Source organism: Rhodococcus sp. NyZ502 (genome assembly GCF_041464245.1).
Taxonomy (GTDB): domain Bacteria; phylum Actinomycetota; class Actinomycetes; order Mycobacteriales; family Mycobacteriaceae; genus Rhodococcus_F; species Rhodococcus_F qingshengii.
Genome location: NZ_CP167155.1, coordinates 2,983,300 through 3,005,982 on the forward strand (window position 1 = coordinate 2,983,300; position 22,683 = coordinate 3,005,982).

At 64.0% G+C, this 22,683-nt stretch carries 23 protein-coding genes; 22 read left to right on the plus strand and 1 reads right to left on the minus strand.

Going from position 1 to position 22,683, the window contains the following annotated elements; all coding sequences use genetic code 11:
• The first annotated feature begins 59 nt into the window (after positions 1-59).
• The 6 genes from ACBG85_RS13995 (at position 60) to aroQ (ending at position 4,989) form a co-directional block, all read left to right on the plus strand.
• Positions 60-683, plus strand: a complete 624-nt coding sequence (locus tag ACBG85_RS13995) for an A24 family peptidase (RefSeq protein ID WP_030536426.1) — start codon at positions 60-62, stop codon at positions 681-683.
• 225 nt (positions 684-908) lie between these two features.
• The gene (locus ACBG85_RS14000; RefSeq protein WP_007728030.1) at positions 909-1,607 is read left to right on the plus strand and encodes a S1 family peptidase; all 699 of its coding nucleotides are present in this window, start codon (positions 909-911) and stop codon (positions 1,605-1,607) included.
• Positions 1,608-1,718: 111 nt separating this feature from the next.
• Positions 1,719-2,906, plus strand: a complete 1,188-nt coding sequence (gene aroC, locus ACBG85_RS14005) for a chorismate synthase (RefSeq protein ID WP_003944974.1) — start codon at positions 1,719-1,721, stop codon at positions 2,904-2,906.
• Between the two features lie 13 nt (positions 2,907-2,919).
• Positions 2,920-3,429 carry a shikimate kinase gene (locus ACBG85_RS14010; RefSeq protein ID WP_030536425.1) on the plus strand — a complete coding sequence of 170 codons (510 nt, stop codon included), beginning with the start codon at positions 2,920-2,922 and terminating at the stop codon, positions 3,427-3,429.
• A 25-nt stretch (positions 3,430-3,454) separates the two neighbouring features.
• Positions 3,455-4,564 (plus strand): 3-dehydroquinate synthase, encoded by a 1,110-nt coding sequence (gene aroB / locus ACBG85_RS14015; RefSeq protein WP_003944873.1) that lies wholly within the window; start codon positions 3,455-3,457, stop codon positions 4,562-4,564.
• Positions 4,561-4,989, plus strand: a complete 429-nt coding sequence (gene aroQ, locus ACBG85_RS14020) for a type II 3-dehydroquinate dehydratase (protein ID WP_003944916.1) — start codon at positions 4,561-4,563, stop codon at positions 4,987-4,989. The genes aroB and aroQ overlap by 4 nt, the downstream gene beginning before the upstream one ends.
• 86 nt (positions 4,990-5,075) lie before the next feature.
• Here the strand turns inward: aroQ and ACBG85_RS14025 are convergent, their stop codons facing one another.
• The gene (locus tag ACBG85_RS14025; RefSeq protein ID WP_019748369.1) at positions 5,076-5,684 is read right to left on the minus strand and encodes a B-4DMT family transporter; all 609 of its coding nucleotides are present in this window, start codon (positions 5,682-5,684) and stop codon (positions 5,076-5,078) included.
• 111 nt (positions 5,685-5,795) lie between these two features.
• On the opposite strand from ACBG85_RS14025, the gene ACBG85_RS14030 reads away from it, so the two are divergent.
• The 16 genes from ACBG85_RS14030 to metK all read left to right on the plus strand — a co-directional run bounded on the left by ACBG85_RS14030 (position 5,796) and on the right by metK (position 22,674).
• Entirely contained in the window at positions 5,796-6,890 is a 1,095-nt protein-coding gene (locus tag ACBG85_RS14030; protein WP_372027797.1) for a M24 family metallopeptidase, read from the plus strand.
• Positions 6,891-6,924: 34 nt separating this feature from the next.
• A complete protein-coding gene (gene efp / locus ACBG85_RS14035; protein ID WP_003944958.1) occupies positions 6,925-7,488 on the plus strand; it encodes an elongation factor P in 564 nt (187 codons plus the stop codon).
• On the plus strand, positions 7,489-7,986 hold the full coding sequence (gene nusB / locus ACBG85_RS14040; protein ID WP_007728014.1) for a transcription antitermination factor NusB: 498 nt from the start codon (positions 7,489-7,491) through the stop codon (positions 7,984-7,986).
• 173 nt (positions 7,987-8,159) lie between these two features.
• The gene (pyrR, locus tag ACBG85_RS14045) at positions 8,160-8,801 is read left to right on the plus strand and encodes a bifunctional pyr operon transcriptional regulator/uracil phosphoribosyltransferase PyrR (protein WP_003944977.1); all 642 of its coding nucleotides are present in this window, start codon (positions 8,160-8,162) and stop codon (positions 8,799-8,801) included.
• Entirely contained in the window at positions 8,798-9,742 is a 945-nt protein-coding gene (locus ACBG85_RS14050; protein WP_003944883.1) for an aspartate carbamoyltransferase catalytic subunit, read from the plus strand. Before pyrR ends, ACBG85_RS14050 begins: the two co-directional genes overlap by 4 nt.
• Positions 9,739-11,076: a dihydroorotase gene (locus ACBG85_RS14055; protein WP_007728012.1), complete on the plus strand. Its 1,338-nt coding sequence runs from the start codon at positions 9,739-9,741 to the stop codon at positions 11,074-11,076. Before ACBG85_RS14050 ends, ACBG85_RS14055 begins: the two co-directional genes overlap by 4 nt.
• Before the next feature lie 6 nt (positions 11,077-11,082).
• Positions 11,083-11,649: a transporter gene (locus ACBG85_RS14060; protein WP_003944773.1), complete on the plus strand. Its 567-nt coding sequence runs from the start codon at positions 11,083-11,085 to the stop codon at positions 11,647-11,649.
• Positions 11,646-12,821, plus strand: a complete 1,176-nt coding sequence (carA, locus tag ACBG85_RS14065) for a glutamine-hydrolyzing carbamoyl-phosphate synthase small subunit (protein ID WP_007728009.1) — start codon at positions 11,646-11,648, stop codon at positions 12,819-12,821. Before ACBG85_RS14060 ends, carA begins: the two co-directional genes overlap by 4 nt.
• Positions 12,821-16,177 carry a carbamoyl-phosphate synthase large subunit gene (gene carB, locus ACBG85_RS14070; protein ID WP_003945010.1) on the plus strand — a complete coding sequence of 1,119 codons (3,357 nt, stop codon included), beginning with the start codon at positions 12,821-12,823 and terminating at the stop codon, positions 16,175-16,177. Before carA ends, carB begins: the two co-directional genes overlap by 1 nt.
• Positions 16,174-16,995, plus strand: a complete 822-nt coding sequence (gene pyrF / locus ACBG85_RS14075; RefSeq protein WP_210378394.1) for an orotidine-5'-phosphate decarboxylase — start codon at positions 16,174-16,176, stop codon at positions 16,993-16,995. The genes carB and pyrF overlap by 4 nt, the downstream gene beginning before the upstream one ends.
• Before the next feature lie 57 nt (positions 16,996-17,052).
• Positions 17,053-18,252, plus strand: a complete 1,200-nt coding sequence (locus tag ACBG85_RS14080) for a glycosyltransferase 87 family protein (RefSeq protein WP_257230687.1) — start codon at positions 17,053-17,055, stop codon at positions 18,250-18,252.
• Positions 18,253-18,621: 369 nt separating this feature from the next.
• The gene (gene mihF, locus ACBG85_RS14085; RefSeq protein ID WP_003944825.1) at positions 18,622-18,942 is read left to right on the plus strand and encodes an integration host factor, actinobacterial type; all 321 of its coding nucleotides are present in this window, start codon (positions 18,622-18,624) and stop codon (positions 18,940-18,942) included.
• Between the two features lie 36 nt (positions 18,943-18,978).
• Complete coding sequence (gene gmk / locus ACBG85_RS14090) at positions 18,979-19,578, plus strand: guanylate kinase (protein ID WP_003944801.1); 600 nt, start codon at positions 18,979-18,981, stop codon at positions 19,576-19,578.
• 98 nt (positions 19,579-19,676) lie between these two features.
• Positions 19,677-19,976: a DNA-directed RNA polymerase subunit omega gene (gene rpoZ / locus ACBG85_RS14095; protein WP_003944996.1), complete on the plus strand. Its 300-nt coding sequence runs from the start codon at positions 19,677-19,679 to the stop codon at positions 19,974-19,976.
• Positions 19,973-21,271 (plus strand): bifunctional phosphopantothenoylcysteine decarboxylase/phosphopantothenate--cysteine ligase CoaBC, encoded by a 1,299-nt coding sequence (gene coaBC / locus ACBG85_RS14100; RefSeq protein WP_003944888.1) that lies wholly within the window; start codon positions 19,973-19,975, stop codon positions 21,269-21,271. Before rpoZ ends, coaBC begins: the two co-directional genes overlap by 4 nt.
• A 188-nt stretch (positions 21,272-21,459) precedes the next feature.
• A complete protein-coding gene (gene metK, locus ACBG85_RS14105) occupies positions 21,460-22,674 on the plus strand; it encodes a methionine adenosyltransferase (protein ID WP_003944827.1) in 1,215 nt (404 codons plus the stop codon).
• The last annotated feature ends 9 nt before the right edge of the window (positions 22,675-22,683 follow it).

A 22,683-nucleotide genomic window follows, 5' to 3' on the forward strand; every position in this document is an offset into this window, starting at 1 on the left:
AGTCCACAAGACGATTCGTAGTCTGTCGCTGGCGAACGGCAGACGCCAAGCTCGAAACCATGTGGACGTTGATGGTCTTGGCAGGCTCGGGGGTAGTCGCTGGTTTCGGAGCTCGGGCGATCGTCGACAATTGGTTGCGGCGACACGGTTATCGACCAGTCGTGACTTTCTGTTGTGTGCCGCAGTGCGCCGTCGCAACAGGCTGGGTTGTCGTCGGTGCGCTGAATACCTCGGTGGTGCAGTTATTTTCCGGTCTCGCCGTGGTGTGGTGGTGCGTCGCGATCTCGACTGTCGACCTGGCTGTGCGTCGGCTGCCCAACAGTTTCACGCTGCCGGGCTACGCCGTCGTGATGGTCTACGCGACGGTGTCGGGAACGGTGTGGGTGGCGGTGGTGGGGTCGGCACTGCTCGCCGGAATCCACCTCCTGGCGCACGTGATGTCGCCTGGTTCCATGGGTGTCGGCGATGTGAAGCTCTCGCTTCCTCTGGGCGCCGTGACCGGATTGGTGGGAGCGGACGCCTGGCTGTGGTCGTTGGTGTCTGCGTCGGTGCTCACCGCAACGCTGGGCACCGCGCTGGAACTGCGAAGACGAGGGCCGGTAGCCCACAATTCGCCCATTGCGCACGGACCCTCGATGTGCCTGGCAGCCTGCGGTTCGATTGCGTTTGCCTGGCTGACGTGACGAGTGCAACATCCGCGAGAAGTCTGGCGTTATTGACCGTTCAACGACGGACGGTGAACTGCAGGAAAGACGTAACCGTCGGTTTCATAAATGCGGGTATTGCCAGCGCGCGGTCCCAGTATGCGGCGAGTCGGACTTGCCGAATGTCCACATCCTGACGTTCACTGAGGTTTCGGAAATGGGACAAAACGAATCTCGTTTCGCACTCGATTATCGGGGGAACCTATGCGCACAAGGCTTTTCGTCGCTGCGGCAGCCTGTTTGGCGGCTGTGGCTGCAGGAGCGGGCGTCGCCGGCGCCGCGCCTGCACCTTCATCGGTGGCACTGGGCGGGGGCTCAGGAATCCTGCTGCCGGACGTGGATCACTCCGATCCTGACCGAGTTGCAGCATGCACGTTGACCGCGGTCGGCTACGACAACGCCGGTTCTCTCGTGGCACTCACCGCCGGACACTGCGGAGTTGTCGGGGACCGGGTGTTCGCCGAGTACCTGCCCGAGGCCGGACCCATCGGTCGGTTCTCTTACTCGAGTCCGGTCTCGGACATCGCCGTGATCGATCTCGACGACGCCAAGGTAGCTCCGCTGCGTACCGTCGGCGGCACGACGATCAACGGAATCGGCGCCCCGCCGGCACCGGGCACGATCGTGTGCAAGGAAGGCCGTTCGACCGGCAACACGTGCGGTATCACCTGGGGTTACGACTCCGTCTACGGTGAGATCGTCGAGCACACGTGCTCGATTCCCGGTGATTCCGGTGGACCGCTCGTCGTCGGTGACCGCCTGGTGGGCTTGATCAGCAACGGCTACCCGCCGTACTGCTTCGAGCCGCTTCCGCCGCCGTTCCACGCTCCCGACAACTCGGCGGACATCAACATCGGTTTGGCTGACATCAACGCAAACGGTGGAGGATTCCGCCTGTTCTAGACCCACAGGTACCTCTGAGATGGCCCACACGCCTCGTGCGTGTGGGCCATCTGTGTTCACCGGGAGGACCACTGTGACAACTGAGGTCTGCGACGTGGAAAGATGGTCGGCGTGCTGCGTTGGATAACTGCCGGAGAATCCCATGGTCCCGCCCTCGTCGCGATGCTCGAGGGCATGGTCGCGGGGGTCGAAGTGACCTCTGAGGCCATCTCGTCCGAACTTGCCCGTCGTCGACTCGGTTACGGCCGTGGCGCACGGATGAAGTTCGAGGCCGACAAGGTCACCATCATCGGCGGTGTCCGCCACGGATTTACGCTCGGTGGCCCCGTGGCCATCGAGATCGGCAACACCGAGTGGCCCAAGTGGGAAACCATCATGTCCGCCGACCCGGTCGACCCGGACCTGCTCGCCGATCAGGCTCGCAATGCCCCGTTGACGCGCCCGCGTCCCGGACACGCCGATTACAGCGGTATGCTCAAGTACGGCTTCAACGACGCGCGTCCCGTCCTCGAGCGCGCCAGCGCTCGCGAGACCGCAGCCCGCGTGGCCGCTGGAACCGTCGCACGGTCCTTCCTGCGTCAGGTATTCGGTGCCGAGGTCGTTTCACACGTTATTTCCATCGGTGCTTCCGAGCCGTACGTCGGACCCGTGCCGGAGGGCAAGGATCTCGACGCGATCGATGCGAGCCCGGTCCGCGCATTCGACAAGGCTGCAGAAGAGTCGATGATCGCCGAAATCGAATCGGCGAAGAAGGACGGCGACACCCTCGGTGGCGTCGTGGAGGTCGTCATCCACGGCCTGCCGGTCGGACTCGGCACTTTCGTCAGCGGCGCCGAGCGTCTCGATTCACGACTTGCTGCTGCTCTCATGGGAATTCAGGCCATCAAGGGTGTCGAGGTCGGCGACGGCTTCGAGACCGCGCGCCGTCGTGGCAGCGAAGCTCACGACGAGATCCGTCCGGGCCCGGACGGCATCGTGCGCTCCACGAACCGCGCAGGCGGTATCGAAGGTGGCATGACCAATGGTGAGGCTCTTCGAGTTCGCGCCGCGATGAAGCCGATCTCGACGGTTCCGCGCGCTCTGGCGACGGTCGACATGGAGAGCGGCGAGGAAGCAGTTGCCATCCACCAGCGCAGCGACGTGTGCGCGGTTCCGGCCGCCGGCGTCGTCGCCGAGTCGATGGTCGCGCTCGTCGTGGCTCAGGCCGCACTCGAAAAGTTCGGTGGTGATTCCATTGCTGAAACCACTGCCAACTACCGTCGTTACGCCGAGGGCATCGCAGCCCGACCGCCTCGATAGGACTCACGTATCGATGAAGCCGAAGGCTGTACTCATCGGTCCGCCCGGTGCCGGCAAATCGACCATCGGTCGACGTCTCGCGCAGGCACTCGAACTCGAGTTGGTCGATACCGACGCCGAGATCGAACGGACCACGGGTAGGACGATCCCGGAGATCTTCACCCATGACGGAGAGCCTCGGTTTCGTGAAATCGAGGAATCGGTGGTTCGCGAAGCGTTGCAGGCCACCGACGGAATCGTCTCGCTCGGCGGTGGTGCGATCCTCTCCGATCGCACGCGCGAACTGCTCCAGGGGCACACGGTCATCTACCTCGAGATCAGTGTCGCCGAAGGGCTTCGCCGCACGGGGGCGAACAATCATCGCCCGCTGCTGGCCGGCGGAGATCCCAAGGTCAAGTACCAGGAGTTGATGAGGCGTCGTCGTCCGCTGTACCGGCGTTCGGCCACGATTCGGATTCGGACCGACGGCCGAAGTCCGGCGCGTGTCGTCGGGCAACTGGTGTCGAAACTTCAAGACAAATGAACAACCGGAGCGGAGTAGTGGAGCAGTGACCGAACCCGTACGTGTAGAGGTGAAGACCGCAAGTCCTTACCCGGTCGTGATCGGCCGCGGCCTGCTCGGTGATCTCGTTGCCGAGTTCGACGGCGCGCGCACTGTCGCGATCTTCCATCAGCCGCCGCTGGCAGAGACCGCGGAGGCCGTACGGGCTGCGTTGGCGGAGAAGGGAATCGACGCCCACCGTATCGAGATCCCCGATGCCGAGGACGGCAAGGATCTTGCTGTCGCGGGCTTCTGCTGGGACGTGCTCGGCCGGATCGGCCTGACTCGCAGCGACGCGATCATGAGCTTGGGCGGGGGAGCGGCGACCGACCTCACCGGCTTCGTCGCGGCTACGTGGATGCGCGGTGTCAAGGTAGTTCACGTCCCCACCACCTTGCTCGCGATGGTCGACGCAGCAGTGGGCGGCAAGACCGGTATCAACACCGAAGCGGGCAAGAACCTCGTCGGTTCGTTCCACGAACCGGGAGCGGTGTTCATCGATCTCGCGACGCTCGAGACTGTGCCGCACAACGAGATCGTTGCAGGCATGGCCGAGGTCATCAAGACCGGATTCATCGCCGACCCGGTGATCCTGGATCTCATCGAAGCCGATCCCAAGGCAGCTCTCGATCCGTCGGGAACTGTTCTGCCCGAGTTGATTCGGCGCTCCGTAGAGGTCAAGGCCAAGGTCGTGGCCGCGGATCTGCGCGAGTCGGATCTGCGCGAAATCCTCAACTACGGCCACACCCTCGGCCACGCGATCGAACGTCGTGAGCGCTACAAGTGGCGCCACGGTGCCGCTGTCTCCGTCGGCCTGGTCTTCGCTGCCGAACTCGGACGGCTCGCGGGCCGACTCGACGACGCCACCGCGGATCGTCACAAGTCGATCCTCGATCTCGTCGGGCTGCCGACGTCGTACGACGGTGATGCGTTCGGCGATCTGATGAAGGGAATGCAGACCGACAAGAAGAACCGTGCCGGGCTGCTGCGTTTCGTGGTCCTCGACGGACTGGCCAAGCCGGGTCGCCTCGAGGGGCCGGATCCGAGTCTGCTGGTTGCGGCGTACTCCGCGATTGCCCGCGATGCGCGGCCGGCTGGCGGAACGGTCCTGTTGTGAGGATCAACGTCGTCAACGGACCCAATCTGGGGCGTCTGGGTAAGCGTCAGCCCGAGGTCTACGGCGCGACCACACACGACGATCTGATCGAATTGTGCGTCGCGGCAGGCAAGGAGCTCGGCGTCGAGGTGATCGTCCGTCAGAGCGATCACGAAGGCGATCTGCTCGGTTGGATCCACGACGCGGCGGACGCGGGGGAACCGGTGATCCTCAATGCCGGTGGCTTGACGCACACGTCGGTGGTCCTGCGAGATGCATGCGCCGAACTGACCGCAGGTCTCGTCGAGGTACACATCTCGAACGTTCATGCGCGAGAAGAGTTTCGGCACCACTCCTACCTGAGTCCGATTGCGACCGGAGTGATCGTCGGACTCGGCGTCGCCGCGTATCCGCTGGCGATCAGGTTCCTCGCCGAGCGAGGCTGAACGAGGGAAGTCGAAAAACAGCCACACGAATGCGGCCCCGAGGAAAATATCCTCGGGGCCGCATTCGGTTGTGTGGACGGTGGGCGTTACTGCTCGCGCTTGCCCAGATCGATCGCCGGGAAGACCGCGGTATCGGCGTCGGATTCCTCGACGGACATCGCGGCTCCGCTGTATGCGTGCTGCTCGGTGGGGGAGTCGTAGCCCTCGCTGACGGGCACCGGTTCGTGGTGACGCTCGTGGGACGGGGTCTGCGGAGCTGTTCCGTTCTTGCGCTGTTCACGGCTGACGAAGAAGCGTCCGACGGTGATGGCGATCATGGCGGGGACGAAGATGAGAAGGATCGTGAACGCCGCACCGGAGGTCACCTCGAAGAACAAGCCCTGCTGGGTGAGTTCGAGGGAGGGGACCAGGCTGAGTGCCCAACTGGCAGCGCCGGCGACGAACCCGCCGACCAATGCGGCCTTGAGCCACAGCATGGTCAGATCGGCGCCGTCCTCGGGTTCGGGGAAGTTCCGGCGGTCACGAATGCCGTCGATACCACCCCAGATCGCGGCGAAGACGATGACGATCAACAGGGACAGCCAGCGCAGGGTGGACCCCTGAAGTGGCCACTGTGCGATCGCTGCACCGAGCAACGCACGAAACACAACATGTATCAGGGCCATGCCGAGGCCACGTACCAACCACGCATTCATGGGTACAGCCTAACTAGAACCCATTACACCTTGTGGCCTAACCCACAGTTATTGCTGTAACCGCGAGTTTCGAGTTGATCGGCAGGTCTGCGCGGGCGGTAGGTTCGAGGGATGCCGGTCGACTTCAGAACACGCCGTGAATCCCTCAGACGCCTCCTCTCGGAGCGCGAACTCGACGCGATTCTCGTCACAGATCTCCTCAACATCAGATACCTCACCGGTTTCACCGGTTCCAATGCGGCGCTCGTCGTCAGTGCATCGGATTCAGCGTCCGACGAGCGTGAGACGGTGATCTGCACCGACGGCCGCTACCTGACGCAGGTGTCAGAGCAGGTGCCGGACCTTCGGGCCGAAATCGCCCGTTCGAGTGCTGCGCACTTGATCGAGAAGTCCACGGCGCCCGTTCTCGCGTTCGAGTCACATGTGGCGACGTTCGCCGAACATCGGGCTTGGACCGAAGCAGCGCCGAAGATCCGGTTCGAACCGGTGAGCGGACTCGTCGAACAATTGCGCATGGTCAAGGACGAGTACGAGGTGGAGTTGTTGCGAGCCGCGTGCACCGCAGCCGATGTCGCGTTGGCGCAGTTGATCGCTCGCGGTGGCCTGCGACCTGGCCGAACGGAACGAGAGGTCGGCCGCGAGCTGGAAAATCTGATGCTCGACAACGGGGCGGACGGTATTTCCTTCGAGACGATCGTGGCGGCCGGCGCCAACTCGGCGATTCCGCATCACCGACCGACCGACGCGATCCTGGCGTCGGGTGACTTCGTCAAACTCGACTTCGGCGCCCAGGTCGGTGGGTACCACTCGGACATGACACGGACCTACGTGCTCGAGTCCGTTTCCGATTGGCAACGGGAGATTTACGAGCTCGTCGCGCGTTCGCAAGCTGCCGGTTGCGACGCGCTCGCGCCGGGTGTCGAATGTGCGGCAGTCGACGCCGTCGCCCGTGCGGTGATCGACGATGCAGGCTACGGCGAGTTGTTCCTGCACGGCCTCGGCCACGGTGTGGGGCTCGAAATCCACGAAGCACCGGGGATCGGCAAGCTCGGCACCGGTACACTTCTTTCCGGCGCGGCGGTGACCGTCGAGCCGGGCGTGTACTTCTCCGGGCGCGGAGGTGTACGGATCGAGGACACGCTCGTTGTTCGTGAGCAGGGGCCAGAGCTGCTCACACTGACCGCAAAAGACCTTACCGTCGTCTGAGACGGTTTCCCGACCCCTAGGAGACGCGAAGCAAGTGGCTTCCACCAGTGATTTCAAGAATGGTCTGGTTCTGCAGATCGAAGGCCAGCTGTGGACGATCATCGAGTTCCAGCACGTCAAGCCCGGCAAGGGCCCTGCCTTCGTGCGCACCAAGCTCAAGAACGTGCTCTCGGGCAAGGTAGTGGACAAGACGTTCAACGCCGGTGTGAAGGTCGAGACCGCCACGGTCGACCGTCGTGACATGACGTACCTGTACCACGACGGCAGCGACTACATCTTCATGGACGGCGACACCTACGACCAGGTGTCGATCAGCGAGTCCACCGTCGGCGACCAGTCGCGTTTCCTGCTCGAGAACATGGCAGTCCAGGTCGCGACCCACGAAGACGTTCCCCTCTTCGTCGAGCTTCCGGTCACCGTCGAGCTCGTCGTCAAGCACACCGATCCGGGCCTGCAGGGCGACCGCTCCACCGGCGGCACCAAGCCTGCCACCCTCGAGACCGGTGCCGAGATCAACGTCCCGCTCTTCATCAACACCGGTGACAAGCTCAAGGTCGATTCTCGTGACGGCAACTACCTCGGGCGTGTGAATTCCTGAGTGTCCGGCACACATAAGAAACTCGGTGCACGCCACAAGGCGCGCAAGCGTGCCGTCGACTTCCTCTTCGAAGCCGAGGCACGTGACCTCGATCCGGTCGCACTGGCGTCGGAGCGTTCCGATCTGTCCGTCAAGGACGACGCGGTAGCACCCGTCGCGGCCTACACCGTCACGTTGGTGTCCGGCGTTGCGGAGAATCTGGACCGGATCGATCAGGTCATCTCCTCGCATCTGCAGGACTGGACGCTCGAGCGTCTGCCCGCCGTCGACCGTGCGATTCTGCGTATCGCCGTGTGGGAGCTCTTCCACGCGACGGACGTTCCGCCGGTTGTCGCCGTGGACGAGGCCGTCGAACTCGCGAAGCAGCTCTCGACGGACGACTCTCCGGGATTCGTCAACGGAATCCTCGGCCAGGTCGTTCTCGTTGCGCCGCAGGTTCGATCGGCTGCGGCCGCGACCTCCCAGCGCGCGCAGGAATCGGATTCGGGTACCGAGTAGCAAGTTTTGTTCCACCACCGCCGTGCGAGTGTCACCGTGCGCGTTGTGTGTCTGCACACAACCGGTCGGAGTCGCTGCTCGCACGGCGGGATCAGGTCTGTCGGCTGATAGGGTGGGGACCGTCAGACATCCTTTAACGATCCGTCCAGTGAGGCGGAGAAGGAGGTCGCTGCATGAGCGTGCCCGAAGGGTCTCGCCCATCCGATCTTGCAGGTCCAGGTAACTCGAAGGCGCCGGTCGGTGCCGAGGCAGGTAGCGAAACCCGCGAATTGTTGTCCGCCCAGGATGTGGGCCGGACCATCGCGCGGATCGCTCACGAGATCATCGAGAAGACCGCACTCGACGGACCCGAGGGAACTGCCCCTCGTGTGGTCCTGATCGGGATCCCGACGCGTGGAACCACCCTCGCCACGCGACTGCGCGCCAAGATCGAAGAATTCTCCGGTGTGCGTCTTCCCATCGGATCTCTCGACATCACCCTCTACCGCGACGATCTCCGGAACAAGCCGCACCGCCCGCTCGAGCGCACGTCCGTCCCCGAAGGTGGCGTCGACAATGCGCTGGTCGTTCTCGTGGACGACGTCCTCTTCTCCGGTCGCACCGTGCGCTCGGCACTTGACGCGTTGCGCGATCTGGGCCGCCCCCGCGCGGTCCAACTCGCAGTGCTCGTGGATCGTGGTCACCGCGAACTCCCGCTGCGCGCCGACTACGTCGGCAAGAACGTCCCGACCGCGAGGTCCGAGGACGTCAAGGTTCTCCTCCAGGAGCACGACGGCAGGGAAGCGGTAGTCATCTCCGGGGGTAAGAGCGCGTGAAGCACCTACTTTCCATCGCGGACCTCGATCGTGAGTCCGCGGTAGAACTTCTCGACGAGGCAGAACGGTTCGAGCAGGCACTTCTGGGACGCGAGGTACGCAAGCTCCCGACGCTGCGCGGACGCACGGTCATGACGGTGTTCTTCGAGAACTCGACGCGCACCCGGGTGTCTTTCGAGGTGGCAGGCAAATGGATGAGTGCCGACGTCATCAATGTCAGCGCATCCAGTTCCTCGGTGTCCAAAGGTGAATCCCTGCGCGATACCGCGATGACCCTGCGCGCGGCCGGTGCCGACGCACTCATCGTGCGCCACCCGGCTTCGGGCGCCGCCCACCAGATCGCAAAGTGGACCGGAGCGGCCGACGACGGTGGCCCGGCAGTCATCAACGCAGGTGACGGCACGCACGAGCACCCCACTCAGGCGCTTCTCGACGCTTTGACCCTTCGCCAGCGTCTCGGCGACATCGAGGGCAAGCGGATCGCCATCGTCGGCGACATCCTGCACAGCCGTGTCGCCCGCTCCAACGCACTGCTGCTCTCGATGCTCGGTGCCGAGGTTGTTCTTGTTGCGCCGCCGACACTGCTGCCGGTCGGTGCGCACACGTGGCCGGTCACGGTTTCGCATTCGCTCGACGCCGAACTGCCCGGACTCGACGCGGTGCTGATGCTGCGGGTTCAGGCCGAACGCATGAACGGTGGCTTCTTCCCGTCGCAGCGCGAGTACTCGATCAACTACGGCCTGTCCGAGAAGCGGCTGGCGATGCTGGCCGATCACGCGGTGGTCCTGCACCCCGGCCCGATGCTGCGCGGCATGGAGATTGCATCCGCCGTTGCCGATTCCTCCAAAACTGCTGTACTGCAACAGGTTACCAACGGCGTACACATGCGCATGGCTGTCTTGTTCCGACTGCTGGTCGGGTCGGAGGACGGTGCGCTGTGACCAGAAACGAGAACGGAGAATCACCCGTGAGTGTCCTGCTCCGCGGAGTCCTGATCTACGGAGAAGGTGAGCCCACCGACGTACTCGTCGGCGACGGCACGATCCTCGAGATCGGCGTGGACCTCGATCCGGCCACGGCATCCGAGGTGATCGATGCCGGCGGGCAGATCCTGCTTCCCGGCTTCGTGGACCTGCACACACATCTGCGTGAGCCCGGCCGCGAAGACACCGAGACCATCGAAACCGGAAGCTCGGCAGCGGCTCTGGGTGGATACACCGCGGTCTTCGCGATGGCCAACACGAGTCCCGTCGCCGATTCGGTGGTCATCACCGATCACGTCTGGCGACGCGGGCAGGAAGTCGGCCTCGTCGACGTCCACCCCGTCGGCGCAGTCACAGCGGGCCTGGAAGGCAAACAACTCGCCGAGATGGCGACCATGGCCGCAGGCGTCGGCAAGGTCAAGATGTTCTCCGACGACGGCCACTGCGTCTACGACCCACTGATCATGCGTCGCGCGCTCGAATACTCCAGTTCACTGGGCGTCCTGATCGCCCAGCACGCGGAAGAGCCGCGTTTGACCGTCGGTGCGGTCGCCCACGAGGGCCCCACGGCCGCGCGTCTCGGCCTGGCCGGATGGCCGCGCGCAGCCGAAGAATCGATCGTGGCCCGCGACGCACTGCTCGCGCGTGACGCCGGCGCCCGCGTTCACATCTGCCACGCCTCCACCGCCGGAACCGTCGAACTCGTGAAGTGGGCTCGCAGCCAAGGGATTTCGATCACCGCCGAGGTCACCCCGCATCACCTGCTCCTCGACGATTCACGGCTCGAGACGTACGACGCGATCAACAAGGTCAACCCGCCCTTGCGTGAGGCCAGTGATGTTGCCGCGCTGCGCAAGGGTCTGGCCGAGGGAATCATCGACTGCGTCGCGACCGACCATGCTCCGCACGCCGAGCAGGACAAGTGCTGCGAGTTCGCAGCCGCTCGCCCTGGAATGCTCGGCCTCGAGACCGCACTCTCGATCATCGTGCAGACGATGGTCCAGCCCGGCTTGTTGGACTGGCGCGGTGTTGCCCGGGTCATGAGCGAGCGCCCCGCGGCAATCGTCGGCCTCGACGATCAGGGCCGTCCCATCGAGGTGGGGGAGCCCGCGAACCTGACATTGGTCGATCCGTCGGCCGAGTGGACGGTCCACGGTCCCGACCTGGCGAGTGTCGCGCATAACACTCCGTACGAGTCGATGACATTGCCCGCTCGGGTCACGACCACACTGTTACGTGGCCGCATCACCGCACACGACGGGAATGTGCGGCTGCGGAGTAGCGAGGAGTAGCGCGTCATGGACAGAGCACTGTGGATCATCGGTCTGGCGATCTTCTGGGTCGCGATGATCGGCCTGATGTACGTCGGCTGGCGTGGACGCGCTCGACGCCAGAAAGACAAGATCGGCGAACTGCCGACGGTACCGGCAACCCTGGGTGAACTGCTCGTCCTGCCGACCACCGGCCTGTACGTCGGCAGCACCATCGCACCCAGTTGGCAGGACCGAATCGCCGTCGGCGACCTCGGTTTCCGCGCCACCTGCGAGATCAGCCGCTACAGCGGCGGAATTCTGGTCGAGCGTGACGGCGCGTCGGCCATCTGGATTCCGGAGAAGTCGATCCGCGCGATCCGCACGGAGAACGGTCTTGCCGGCAAGGTCATGAGCAAGGACGGCGTCCTGGTGATTCGCTGGGAATTGCCGAGCGGAACCGAGATCGACACGGGCGTGCGCGGTGACGACAAGACGGTTTATCCGGACTGGGTCAAGCCGGTGACTGCTTCGAACAAGACCGCTTCGAACAAGACGAATGACAACGAAGACGCAAGCTCTGGCGACATCGAGCAGAACGGAAAGAACGCATGAGCGGCTTTGACAACAGCCCCGCAGTACTGGTCCTCGAAGACGGACGGGTGTTCCGCGGAACCACCTTCGGTGCGGTTGGACAGACCCTGGGCGAAGCGGTGTTCAGCACCGGAATGACCGGCTACCAGGAAACGCTCACCGATCCCAGCTACCACCGCCAGATCGTCGTCTCCACCGCACCGCAGATCGGCAACACCGGCTGGAACGACGAAGACGACGAGTCGGTCGGACCGACCGGCGAGCGTGCCGGCGCGAAGATCTGGGTTGCCGGGTACGTCGTTCGTGACCCCTCGCGCGTCACCTCGAGCTGGCGTGCAACTGGTTCGCTGCAGGCCAAGCTCGAAGAGCAGGGCATCGTCGGAATCGCCGGGATCGACACCCGCGCCCTGGTTCGCCACCTGCGTACTCGCGGCTCGATGAAGGCCGGAATTTTTTCCGGTGAAGCCATCGCCGCCGATGACGAACTGGTCCGACGGGTTCAGGATCAGCCGACCATGCTCGGCGCCGATCTTGCCGGTGAGGTCAGCACCACCAGCGGCTACGTCGTCGAGCCGAAGGGCGGGGAGGCGCTGTACACGGTTGCCGCCATCGACCTCGGTATCAAGACCAACACCCCGCGCATGTTCGCCGAGCGCGGTATCCGCGTCCACGTGTTGCCGTCCAACGCGAGTCTCGAACAGATCCTCGACCTGAAGGCCGACGGAGTGTTCCTCTCCAACGGTCCCGGTGACCCAGCCACCGCCGACGGCGCAGTCCACCTCACGAAAGAGGTCATCGGACAGGGCTTGCCGCTGTTCGGTATCTGCTTCGGCAACCAGATCCTGGGCCGCGCCCTGGGCCTGAGCACCTACAAGATGAAGTTCGGCCACCGCGGAATCAACATCCCGGTGATCGAGCATCAGACCGGTCGCATCGCGATCACCGCTCAGAACCACGGCTTCGCGCTCGAAGGCGAAGCCGGTCAGGAATTCGACACCCCGTTCGGCCGCGCGGTGGTCAGCCACACCTGCGCCAACGACGGAGCCGTCGAAGGTGTTCGCCTGCTGGACGATTCGGCCTTCTCGGTGCAGTACCACCCCGAGGCGGCAGCCGGCCCGCACGACGCCGCGTACCTCTTCGACCGCTTCACCAGCCTGCTCTCCGCACGGAAAGAAACCGGAGTCAAGAACTAATGCCACGCCGTACAGATCTCAAGCACATCCTGGTAATCGGCTCCGGTCCGATCGTCATCGGTCAGGCCTGCGAGTTCGACTACTCGGGCACCCAGGCCTGCCGCGTCCTCCAGGAGGAGGGCCTGCGCGTCAGCCTGGTCAACTCCAACCCGGCCACCATCATGACGGACCCCGAGTTCGCCGACGCCACGTACGTCGAGCCGATCACGGCCGAGTTCCTCGAGAAGGTCATCGCCAAGGAAGCCTTGCAGGGCAACAAGATCGACGCCGTCCTCGCGACGCTCGGCGGTCAGACTGCGCTCAACGCCGCAGTGGCGCTGCACGAGCAGGGCATCCTCGAGAAGTACGACGTCGAACTGATCGGCGCAGACTTCGACGCCATCCAGCGCGGCGAGGATCGCCAGAAGTTCAAGGACATCGTCGCCAAGGTCGGTGGCGAATCCGCGAAGTCCGCAGTTTGCTACACGATGGACGAAGTACACGCCACGGTCGCCGAACTCGGTTACCCGGTTGTCGTGCGTCCGTCCTTCACCATGGGCGGCCTCGGTTCCGGCATGGCGTACGACGTCGACGATCTCAACCGCATCGCCGGTGGCGGTCTGGCCGCGTCGCCGACGGCGAACGTCCTGATCGAGGAATCCATCCTCGGTTGGAAGGAATACGAACTCGAGCTCATGCGTGACAGTCGCGACAACGTCGTGATCGTCTGCTCCATCGAGAACGTCGACCCGGTCGGTGTCCACACCGGAGACTCGGTCACCGTCGCCCCGGCGATGACGCTGACCGACCGCGAGTACCAGGCGATGCGCGACCTTTCCATCGACATTCTGCGTGAGGTGGGCGTCGACACCGGCGGCTGCAACATCCAGTTCGCGATGGACCCGAAGGACGGCCGCCTGGTCGTCATCGAGATGAACCCGCGTGTCTCCCGCTCGTCGGCTCTGGCGTCGAAGGCGACCGGTTACCCGATCGCGAAGATGGCGGCCAAGCTTGCCATCGGCTACACGCTCGACGAGATCGTCAACGACATCACCAAGGAAACCCCGGCTTGCTTCGAGCCGACGCTCGACTACGTCGTCGTCAAGGCTCCGCGGTTCGCTTTCGAGAAGTTCCCCGGTGCCGACGGAACTCTGACCACCACGATGAAGTCGGTGGGCGAGGCCATGAGCATCGGCCGCAACTTCACCGAGGCTTTCGGCAAGGTCATGCGTTCGCTCGAGACCAAGCGTGCGGGTTACTGGACCGGCGCCGACATCGAGACGGAGAGCCTGGATGCACTACTCGCCGATCTGAGCGTTCCGCAGGACGGCCGCATGTACGGCATCGAGAAGGCATTCGCGCTCGGCGCAACTGTCGAGCAGCTCTTCGACGCCACCAAGATCGATCCGTGGTTCCTCGACCAGTTCCAGCAGATTCACGAGCTCGGTGAAAAGCTGCGCGCTGCGGAGTCTTTCGACGAGGCTTCCCTGCGTCAGGCCAAGTACCACGGCATCTCGGACCGCCAGATCGCGGCTCTGCGCCCCGAACTCGGTGGTGACACTCACGCAGGTGAGGACGCCGTTCGCGCTCTGCGTGATCAGCTGGGCGTGCGCCCCGTCTACAAGACCGTCGACACCTGCGCCGCAGAGTTCGAGGCCAAGACGCCGTACCACTACTCGACCTACGAGCTCGATCCCGAGGCCGAGTCCGAAGTTGCTCCGCAGACCGAGCGACCCAAGGTTCTGATCCTCGGATCCGGCCCCAACCGCATCGGTCAGGGTATCGAGTTCGACTACTCGTGTGTCCACGCGGCGCAGACGCTGTCCGAGGCCGGGTACGAGACCGTCATGGTCAACTGCAACCCCGAGACCGTCTCCACGGACTACGACACCGCTGATCGCCTGTACTTCGAGCCGCTGACGTTCGAGGACGTCTTCGAGGTCTACCGCGCGGAGGCGCAGTCGGGCACCGTTGCCGGCGTCATCGTCCAGCTCGGCGGCCAGACCCCGCTCGGACTGGCGAAGCGTCTCGAAGCTGCCGGCGTCCCCATCGTGGGAACCAGCCCCGCAGCCATCGACCTGGCGGAGGACCGCGGCGAATTCGGCCGCGTACTGACCGAAGCCGGTCTGCCCGCACCGAAGTTCGGTACCGCCACCACGTTCGACGGCGCCCGCGAGATCGCGGCAGGTATCGGCTACCCGGTGCTGGTGCGTCCGTCGTACGTGCTCGGTGGTCGCGGCATGGAGATCGTCTACGACGAGGCTTCCCTCGCCGACTACATCTCGCGCGCCACGGAGATCTCCGACGATCGTCCGGTCCTGGTCGACCGCTTCCTCGAAGACGCGGTCGAGATCGACGTCGACGCTCTGTGTGACGGCACCGAGGTGTACCTCGGCGGCGTCATGGAGCACATCGAGGAAGCCGGCATTCACTCCGGTGACTCGGCGTGTGCGCTCCCGCCCATCACTCTGGGCCGGGCGGATCTCGAGAACGTCCGCCGCTCCACCGAGGCTCTCGCGAAGGGCATCGGCGTCAAGGGCCTGCTCAACGTCCAGTACGCCCTCAAGGACGACATCCTCTACGTGCTGGAAGCAAATCCCCGCGCCAGCCGCACGGTTCCGTTCGTGTCCAAGGCGACGGCCGTCCAGCTGGCCAAGGCATGCGCCCGCGTCATGCTCGGCGAATCCATCGCGGAACTGCGTGCGAGCGGCATTCTGCCGGCGAAGGGCGACGGCGGAAACACCCCGGCCGGTGCACCGATCGCGGTCAAGGAAGCTGTGTTGCCGTTCAACCGCTTCCGCCGCGCCGACGGTACCGGCGTGGATACCTTGCTCAGCCCGGAAATGAAGTCCACCGGTGAAGTCATGGGAATCGACTTCGACTTCGGTACGGCTTTTGCCAAGTCGCAGACTGCCGCCTACGGTTCGTTGCCCACCACGGGCGCGGTGTTCGTCTCGGTCGCCAACAAGGACAAGCGTTCGCTGATCTTCCCGGTCAAGCGCCTGGCAGACCTCGGATTCACCATTCTTGCCACCGAAGGAACCGCAGATGTTTTGCGGCGCAACGGTATCGAGTGCAAGCAGGTGTACAAGCAGTCGGGTGAAGATGTTCCGGCCGGTGCCGAGACCATCGTCGACCAGATCCGCAGCGGCGAGGTCGCCATGGTCATCAACACGCCGTACGGCAACAACGGCCCGCGTGTCGACGGCTACGAGATCCGAAGCGCAGCGGTTGCGTCGAACATCCCGTGCATCACGACGGTGCAGGGCGCCTCGGCTGCCGTGCAGGGCATCGAAGCAGCCATTCGCGGCGACATCGGAGTTCACTCCCTGCAGGAATTGCACGCAGGTCTTCGTCAGCCGGCACAGCAGTCGTGAGTCACAGTTGGGGGCAGCGTCTCCGGTCCGCGATCGCGGACCGGGGGCGGCTGTGCGTCGGTATCGACCCGCATCCCGCGCTTCTCGACGCGTGGGGACTGCCGCGTACGGCCGAAGGTCTCGAGACTTTCGCCGAGATCTGCGTCGAGGCGTTCACCGGTGAGGTCGGACTGGTCAAACCGCAGGTTGCGTTCTTCGAGGCTTACGGCAGCGCCGGCTTCGCCGTGTTGGAGCGGACCATCTCGGTTCTTCGCGATGCGGGAACGCTGGTCGTCGCGGATGCCAAGCGCGGTGACATCGGTTCGACGATGGACGCGTACGCGCAAGCCTGGTTGGGTGATTCGCCGTTGGCCTCCGACTCGGTCACCGTTTCGCCGTACCTGGGATTCGGGGCGCTGACTCCGACACTCGAACTGGCAAGGCAGAACGCACGCGGGATCTTCGTCCTGGCACGAACCTCCAATCCGGAAGGCGGCGTACTTCAACAGTCGTCGGCTGACGGTGTGAGCGTGGCTCAGTCGATCGTCGACGCTGCGGTCGATGCGAACGTCGACGGCCGTGACACCGTCGGACTGGTGGTCGGTGCAACTCGGGACCACGGTCTGGACCTGTCGCAGTTCAACGGCCCGATTCTCGCTCCGGGACTCGGCGCGCAGGGTGCGACGGCAGCGGATCTCGCAGACATCTTCGCGGGATCGACCGAGCTCCTGCTGCCGAACACTTCCCGCGGGGTGCTCAATCATGGTCCTTCGGTATCGGCACTTCGGGAGGCAGCAATGCGTGACCGAGACGAGATCGAAGCCGCATTGGCGAACTGATCCGTGAGTGACCTCGAGGCTCGTTCGAGCGGTGGAACCCGGTGGTACCGTCCGTCGGTGAATCGTTGGTGGCAGATCGGACTTCTCGTCGCGGCGTGCGCGCTGCTGGCCACCGGGTTCCAATCCGTCACCGGCGTACACGGCGACGATCTTGCCGTGTACCGGACGGCGGGTCAGGCCGTCCTCGACGGCTCGAACCTGTACGACGAGTCGTTCAACGCGAGACTGCCGTTCACGTATCCGCCCTTCGCTGCGCTCGTCGCCGTTCCAGTCGCCCTGGGTTCCTGGGGTGCGGTCCAGTGGGGATGGAGTTTCGTCAGCCTCCTGATGCTGGCCGCGATCATCGTGCTCAGCTATCGCGAAGTCCCGTTCACACGTAAGCGGCCAGTCGTCGTCTACGTGGGTTTCCTGGTCCTGTGGACGGCGGCATCGCCGATCTCCGATCACCTCGGGTACGGCCAGGTCGGGTTGTTTCTGACTCTCCTGTGCTTGATCGACGTGCTGGCTCGACCACGGTGGATTCCCGAGGGCGTGCTGGTGGGGATCGCCGGCGCGGTCAAACTCGTGCCACTCGTCTACATCGGTTACTACGTGATCACCGGGCGCTGGAAAGCAGTTGCGGGCGGCCTCGCCGGCTTCCTCGGCGCCACGGCTCTGGGCTTTGCGGTTCTCCCACGCCAGACGATCGACTACTTCGGCGACATCGCCTCACTCTCGGGGCGCGTCGCCGTCGGTGACCCGTCCGTGTTCGGTAACCAGTCCGTGCGTGGAATGGCCTTGCGGCTACTTCCCGAGGGCCTGGTGGGTCCGGTCTGGCTCGTCGCCTGTGCGGTGTTGGGTGTCCTCGGAATTGTCGCGACGCGGCGCGCTCAGCGCCTGCGGGGCGATCTCGCCGGTTTCACGGTGGTGGCTCTGCTGGCGGCAATCGTGACTCCCATTGCCTGGACGCACCACTTCGTGTGGTTGGTGCCGGCGGTGGGTGTACTCCTCGTTCCGATCAAGTCGGGCGTGGGGGAGGGCACTCGATCGGTCCCTGTGTGGTCCTGGATCGCGATCGGTCTCACCGCTGTCGTAGTGCTGTTTCGGCTTCCTCGAGTCGGCGCGGACATGGATATCCCGGTAGTCGGCTTCGTGCTGGAGAATTCATTGCTCTGGGCGAGCCTCGCGGTAGTGCTCGCTCTGGCCGCCCCCGGCGTGAGTCGCATCGAACCCGAGACGGTCGACGCCGGCGATCCGAAATCGTCGCTGCAGACCTGAAAACGGGCCGCGACACGCGCATAGGCGCCGAAAATGCTCGAAAATTTTGGATGTGTCGGCGACCACGTTCATTCCCGCAGGTAACGATTTCGCACACTCGCACGGGGGTGTCGCACGCTATGGGTCGAAATACATTGTGTTACAGTCTATTTCGGTACTGTACGCACGTTCGTGTGGCGTCGAATTCGTCTCGATCCAGCCGAAAACGGTGACGATCCGTGACATCGATTCGACGCGCATAACCCACCGCGATCTGCATCGGACCGCGGGGGGTGGGTTAGCAATTCGCGCCAGGCGTGAGTACGGTCGCTATCGCTGCTGGTTATCAGCGGAATAGACAAAATTTGCACACGACGAGACGGAGGAACCGTGGCCCTTCCCCAGTTGACTGATGAGCAGCGCGCTGCTGCTTTGGAGAAGGCAGCTGCTGCCCGCAAGGCCAGGGCTGAGCTCAAGGAGCGCCTGAAGCGTGGCGGCACCGACCTCAAGCAGGTCCTCAAGGACGCCGAAGACAACGAAATCTTGGGCAAGATGAAGGTTTCGGCACTGCTCGAGGCGCTGCCCAAGGTGGGCAAGGTCAAGGCTCAGGAGATCATGACCGAGCTGGAGATTGCACCGACCCGTCGCCTTCGTGGCCTCGGTGATCGGCAGCGCAAGGCTCTGCTCACCAAGTTCGACTTCGAGGCCTGAGCCGACAAGTGATGATTGCTGACGCGGCAGTGTCTGATGATTGCTGACGCAACAGTGTCAGAGAGCAAGACCGCAGTGCGGAGGGGTCGGCTGGTTGTACTGGCCGGCCCTTCGGCTGTCGGTAAGTCCAGCGTCGTTCGCGAGCTGAGAACTCGGTTGCCTGAACTCGTTTTCAGTGTTTCGGCGACCACTCGCGATCCCCGTCCAGGTGAAGTGGACGGCAAGGACTACCGATTCACCTCCCGTGAAGAATTTCAACGGATGATCGACTCCGGTGAACTTCTCGAATGGGCGGAAATCCACGGCGGCCTGCAGCGCTCCGGCACCCCCGCAGCTCCGGTCGAAGAAGCGCTCGAAGCTGGAAAGCCCGTTCTCGTCGAGGTCGATCTCGCCGGAGCACGAGCTGTCCGCAAGGCGATGCCCGAGGCTCTGTTGGTGTTCATGGCTCCACCGAGCTGGGACGTTCTGGTGCAACGGCTGACCGGACGTGGAACCGAAACGGAAGACGTCGTGGCGCGCCGACTCGAGACGGCCCGAGTGGAATTGGCCGCACAGGACGAGTTCGACACGGTCATCGTGAACGAGGATGTAAGCCGTGCTTGCGATGAGTTGGTATCCTTGTTGGTTGGGAACTGATTCCGCACCATTCGGGAACCGATTTCCACCCCGTTTCTCAGATATCCGGATCGATAAAACTAGTTCTTCAATGAAGATCTAATTCAGGAGACACAAGAGTGAGCAGCACTTCAGCCGCGTCCGCAGCAGGTCAGGGCGCTCTGCCTGCCTACGACACCCCGCTCGGCATCACCAACCCGCCGATCGACGAGTTGCTCGAACGCACCTCTTCCAAGTACGCCCTGGTCATCTACTCGGCCAAGCGCGCGCGCCAGATCAACGACTACTACAACCAGCTCGGTGACGGCATCCTCGAATACGTCGGACCTCTGGTCGAGCCCGGTCTGCAGGAAAAGCCGCTGTCCATCGCGTTGCGTGAAATCCACGCTGATCTCCTCGAGCACACCGAAGGCGAGTGAGCACCACATCTGCCGCACCCGAACCTCGTTCGGGTGTCGGGGGAGTGTCCGACGCGCCCACATCGATACGTAAGCGCATTGTCGTCGGTGTCGGTGGGGGTATCGCCGCTTACAAGGCGTGCTCGATCATCCGCAGCTTCACCGAGAGCGGTCATCACGTCCGCGTGATTCCGACCGAATCCGCTCTGGAGTTCGTCGGGCGCGCGACGTTCGAAGCACTCTCCGGCAACCCGGTTCACACCGGCGTCTTCAACGACGTCCCGCAGGTTCCGCATGTCCGTCTCGGACAGGAAGCCGATCTGGTCGTCATCGCGCCGGCAACCGCTGATCTGATGGCGCGAGCGGTCATGGGTCGCGCAGACGACCTGTTGACGGCCACTTTGTTGACCGCGCGCTGTCCGGTTGTCTTCGCCCCAGCAATGCACACCGAGATGTGGGAGCACCCCGCAACGGTCTCGAACGTGGCGACACTGCGTTCGCGCGGCGTCCACGTGATCGAACCTGCCTCCGGGCGTTTGACAGGGAAAGACACCGGAGCCGGTCGACTTCCCGAACCCGACGAGATCGTCGGGTTGGCATCGTTGCTCCTCGAGCGCTCGGACGCGTTGCCGCGCGACCTGGAGGGTCGCCGCATTCTGGTCACCGCCGGCGGTACTCGCGAGCCGCTCGATCCCGTGCGCTTTCTCGGTAATCGCAGCTCGGGCAAGCAGGGCTACGCGCTCGCCCGTCTTGCCGCGCAACGCGGCGCGCACGTGACACTGATCGCCGGGTACACGGCTGATCTCGCCGACCCCGCCGCTGTCGACGTCGTGCACATCAAGACGGCCGAAGATCTCCGGTTGGCAGTGGAAAAGCACGCACCGGGACACGACGGAGTCGTCATGGCTGCGGCTGTCGCGGACTTCCGCCCCACCACCGTCGAAGGCAGCAAGATCAAGAAGGGCGCAAACGAACCCGACTCGATCAGCCTCACCAGAAATGCCGACATCCTCGCCGGTCTCGTCGAAGCGCGTCGTGACGGCGACTTGGATGCTCGAACGGTGATCGTCGGATTCGCCGCTGAGACCGGTGACGCCCATGGTGACGTACTCACCTATGCCCGCTCCAAGCTTGCCCGCAAAGGTTGCGATCTCCTCGTGGTCAATGCGGTCGGCGAGGGCAAGGCGTTCGAGGTCGATCACAACGACGGTTGGCTGCTCGGTTCCGACGGCTCGGAGTCCGCTCTCGAACACGGATCCAAGGCTTTGATGGCCAGTCGAGTACTCGACGCCCTGGTCAAGCTCTTTCCCGAGTAGCGACACGCGCCCGGTGGTGAGAGTTACCCCACGATAATCGGGTGAGTACAAGGGTGTTGCGCAGGCGGTCCAACCGTTATCGTCGGCTCAGCCCCCAGCTAACAAAGCATGACAAAACGGTCACCGAACGGTGATTCGGATACTTCAATAAGCTGTAGTCAAGAACTCAGTCGTCGAGAGGGAGATCTGTGAGCAAGTCCGGCAGTCGGCTATTCACCAGCGAGTCCGTCACCGAGGGGCACCCGGACAAGATCTGTGACGCGATCAGCGACTCGATCCTCGACGCGCTGCTCACCCAGGACCCGCGCGCCCGCGTGGCCGTCGAGACACTGGTCACCACCGGCCAGGTTCACGTAGCCGGTGAGGTCACGACCACTGCGTACGCGGACATTCCGAAGATCGTGCGCGACACGGTCCTCGAAATCGGCTACGACAGCTCCGCAAAGGGCTTCGACGGTAACTCCTGCGGCGTCAACGTCGCGATCGGCGCCCAGTCGCCCGAGATCGCGCAGGGTGTCGATCACTCGCACGAGGCTCGCGTCGACGGAATCAGCGACGACGAGATCGACCGTCAGGGTGCGGGCGACCAGGGCCTGATGTTCGGCTACGCCACCACCGACACGCCGGAACTGATGCCGCTGCCCATCGCGCTGGCTCATCGTCTCTCTCGCCGGTTGACCGAGGTCCGTAAGTCCGGCGTGCTGCCGTACCTGCGCCCGGACGGCAAGACCCAGGTCACCATCGAGTACGACGGTGACAAGGCTGTCCGTCTCGACACCGTGGTCATCTCCACCCAGCATGCCGCTGACATCGACCTCGACAACCTGTTGACGCCCGATCTTCGCGAGAAGGTGCTTCACTCGGTGCTGACCGACGTCAACCTCACCGATCTCGACACCTCCGATGTTCGTCTGTTGGTGAACCCGACGGGCAAGTTCGTCCTCGGTGGCCCGATGGGTGACGCCGGTTTGACCGGCCGCAAGATCATCGTCGACACCTACGGCGGAATGGCTCGCCACGGTGGCGGCGCGTTCTCCGGCAAGGACCCGTCAAAGGTCGACCGCAGCGCTGCCTACGCCATGCGCTGGGTGGCCAAGAACGCTGTTGCCGCAGGTCTGGCCGACCGCATCGAGGTTCAGGTCGCCTACGCCATCGGCAAGGCAGCTCCGGTCGGACTCTTCGTCGAAACCTTCGGCACCGAGAAGACCGATCCGGCACGGATCCAGAAGGCGATCACCGAGATCTTCGACCTGCGTCCGGGAGCGATCATCCGCGACCTCGACCTGCTGCGCCCGATCTACGCGCAGACGGCGGCATACGGTCACTTCGGTCGCACCGATATCGACCTCCCGTGGGAGAGCACCGATCGCGCCGACAAGCTGCGTAGCGCAGCTGGTCTCTGATCACTGACG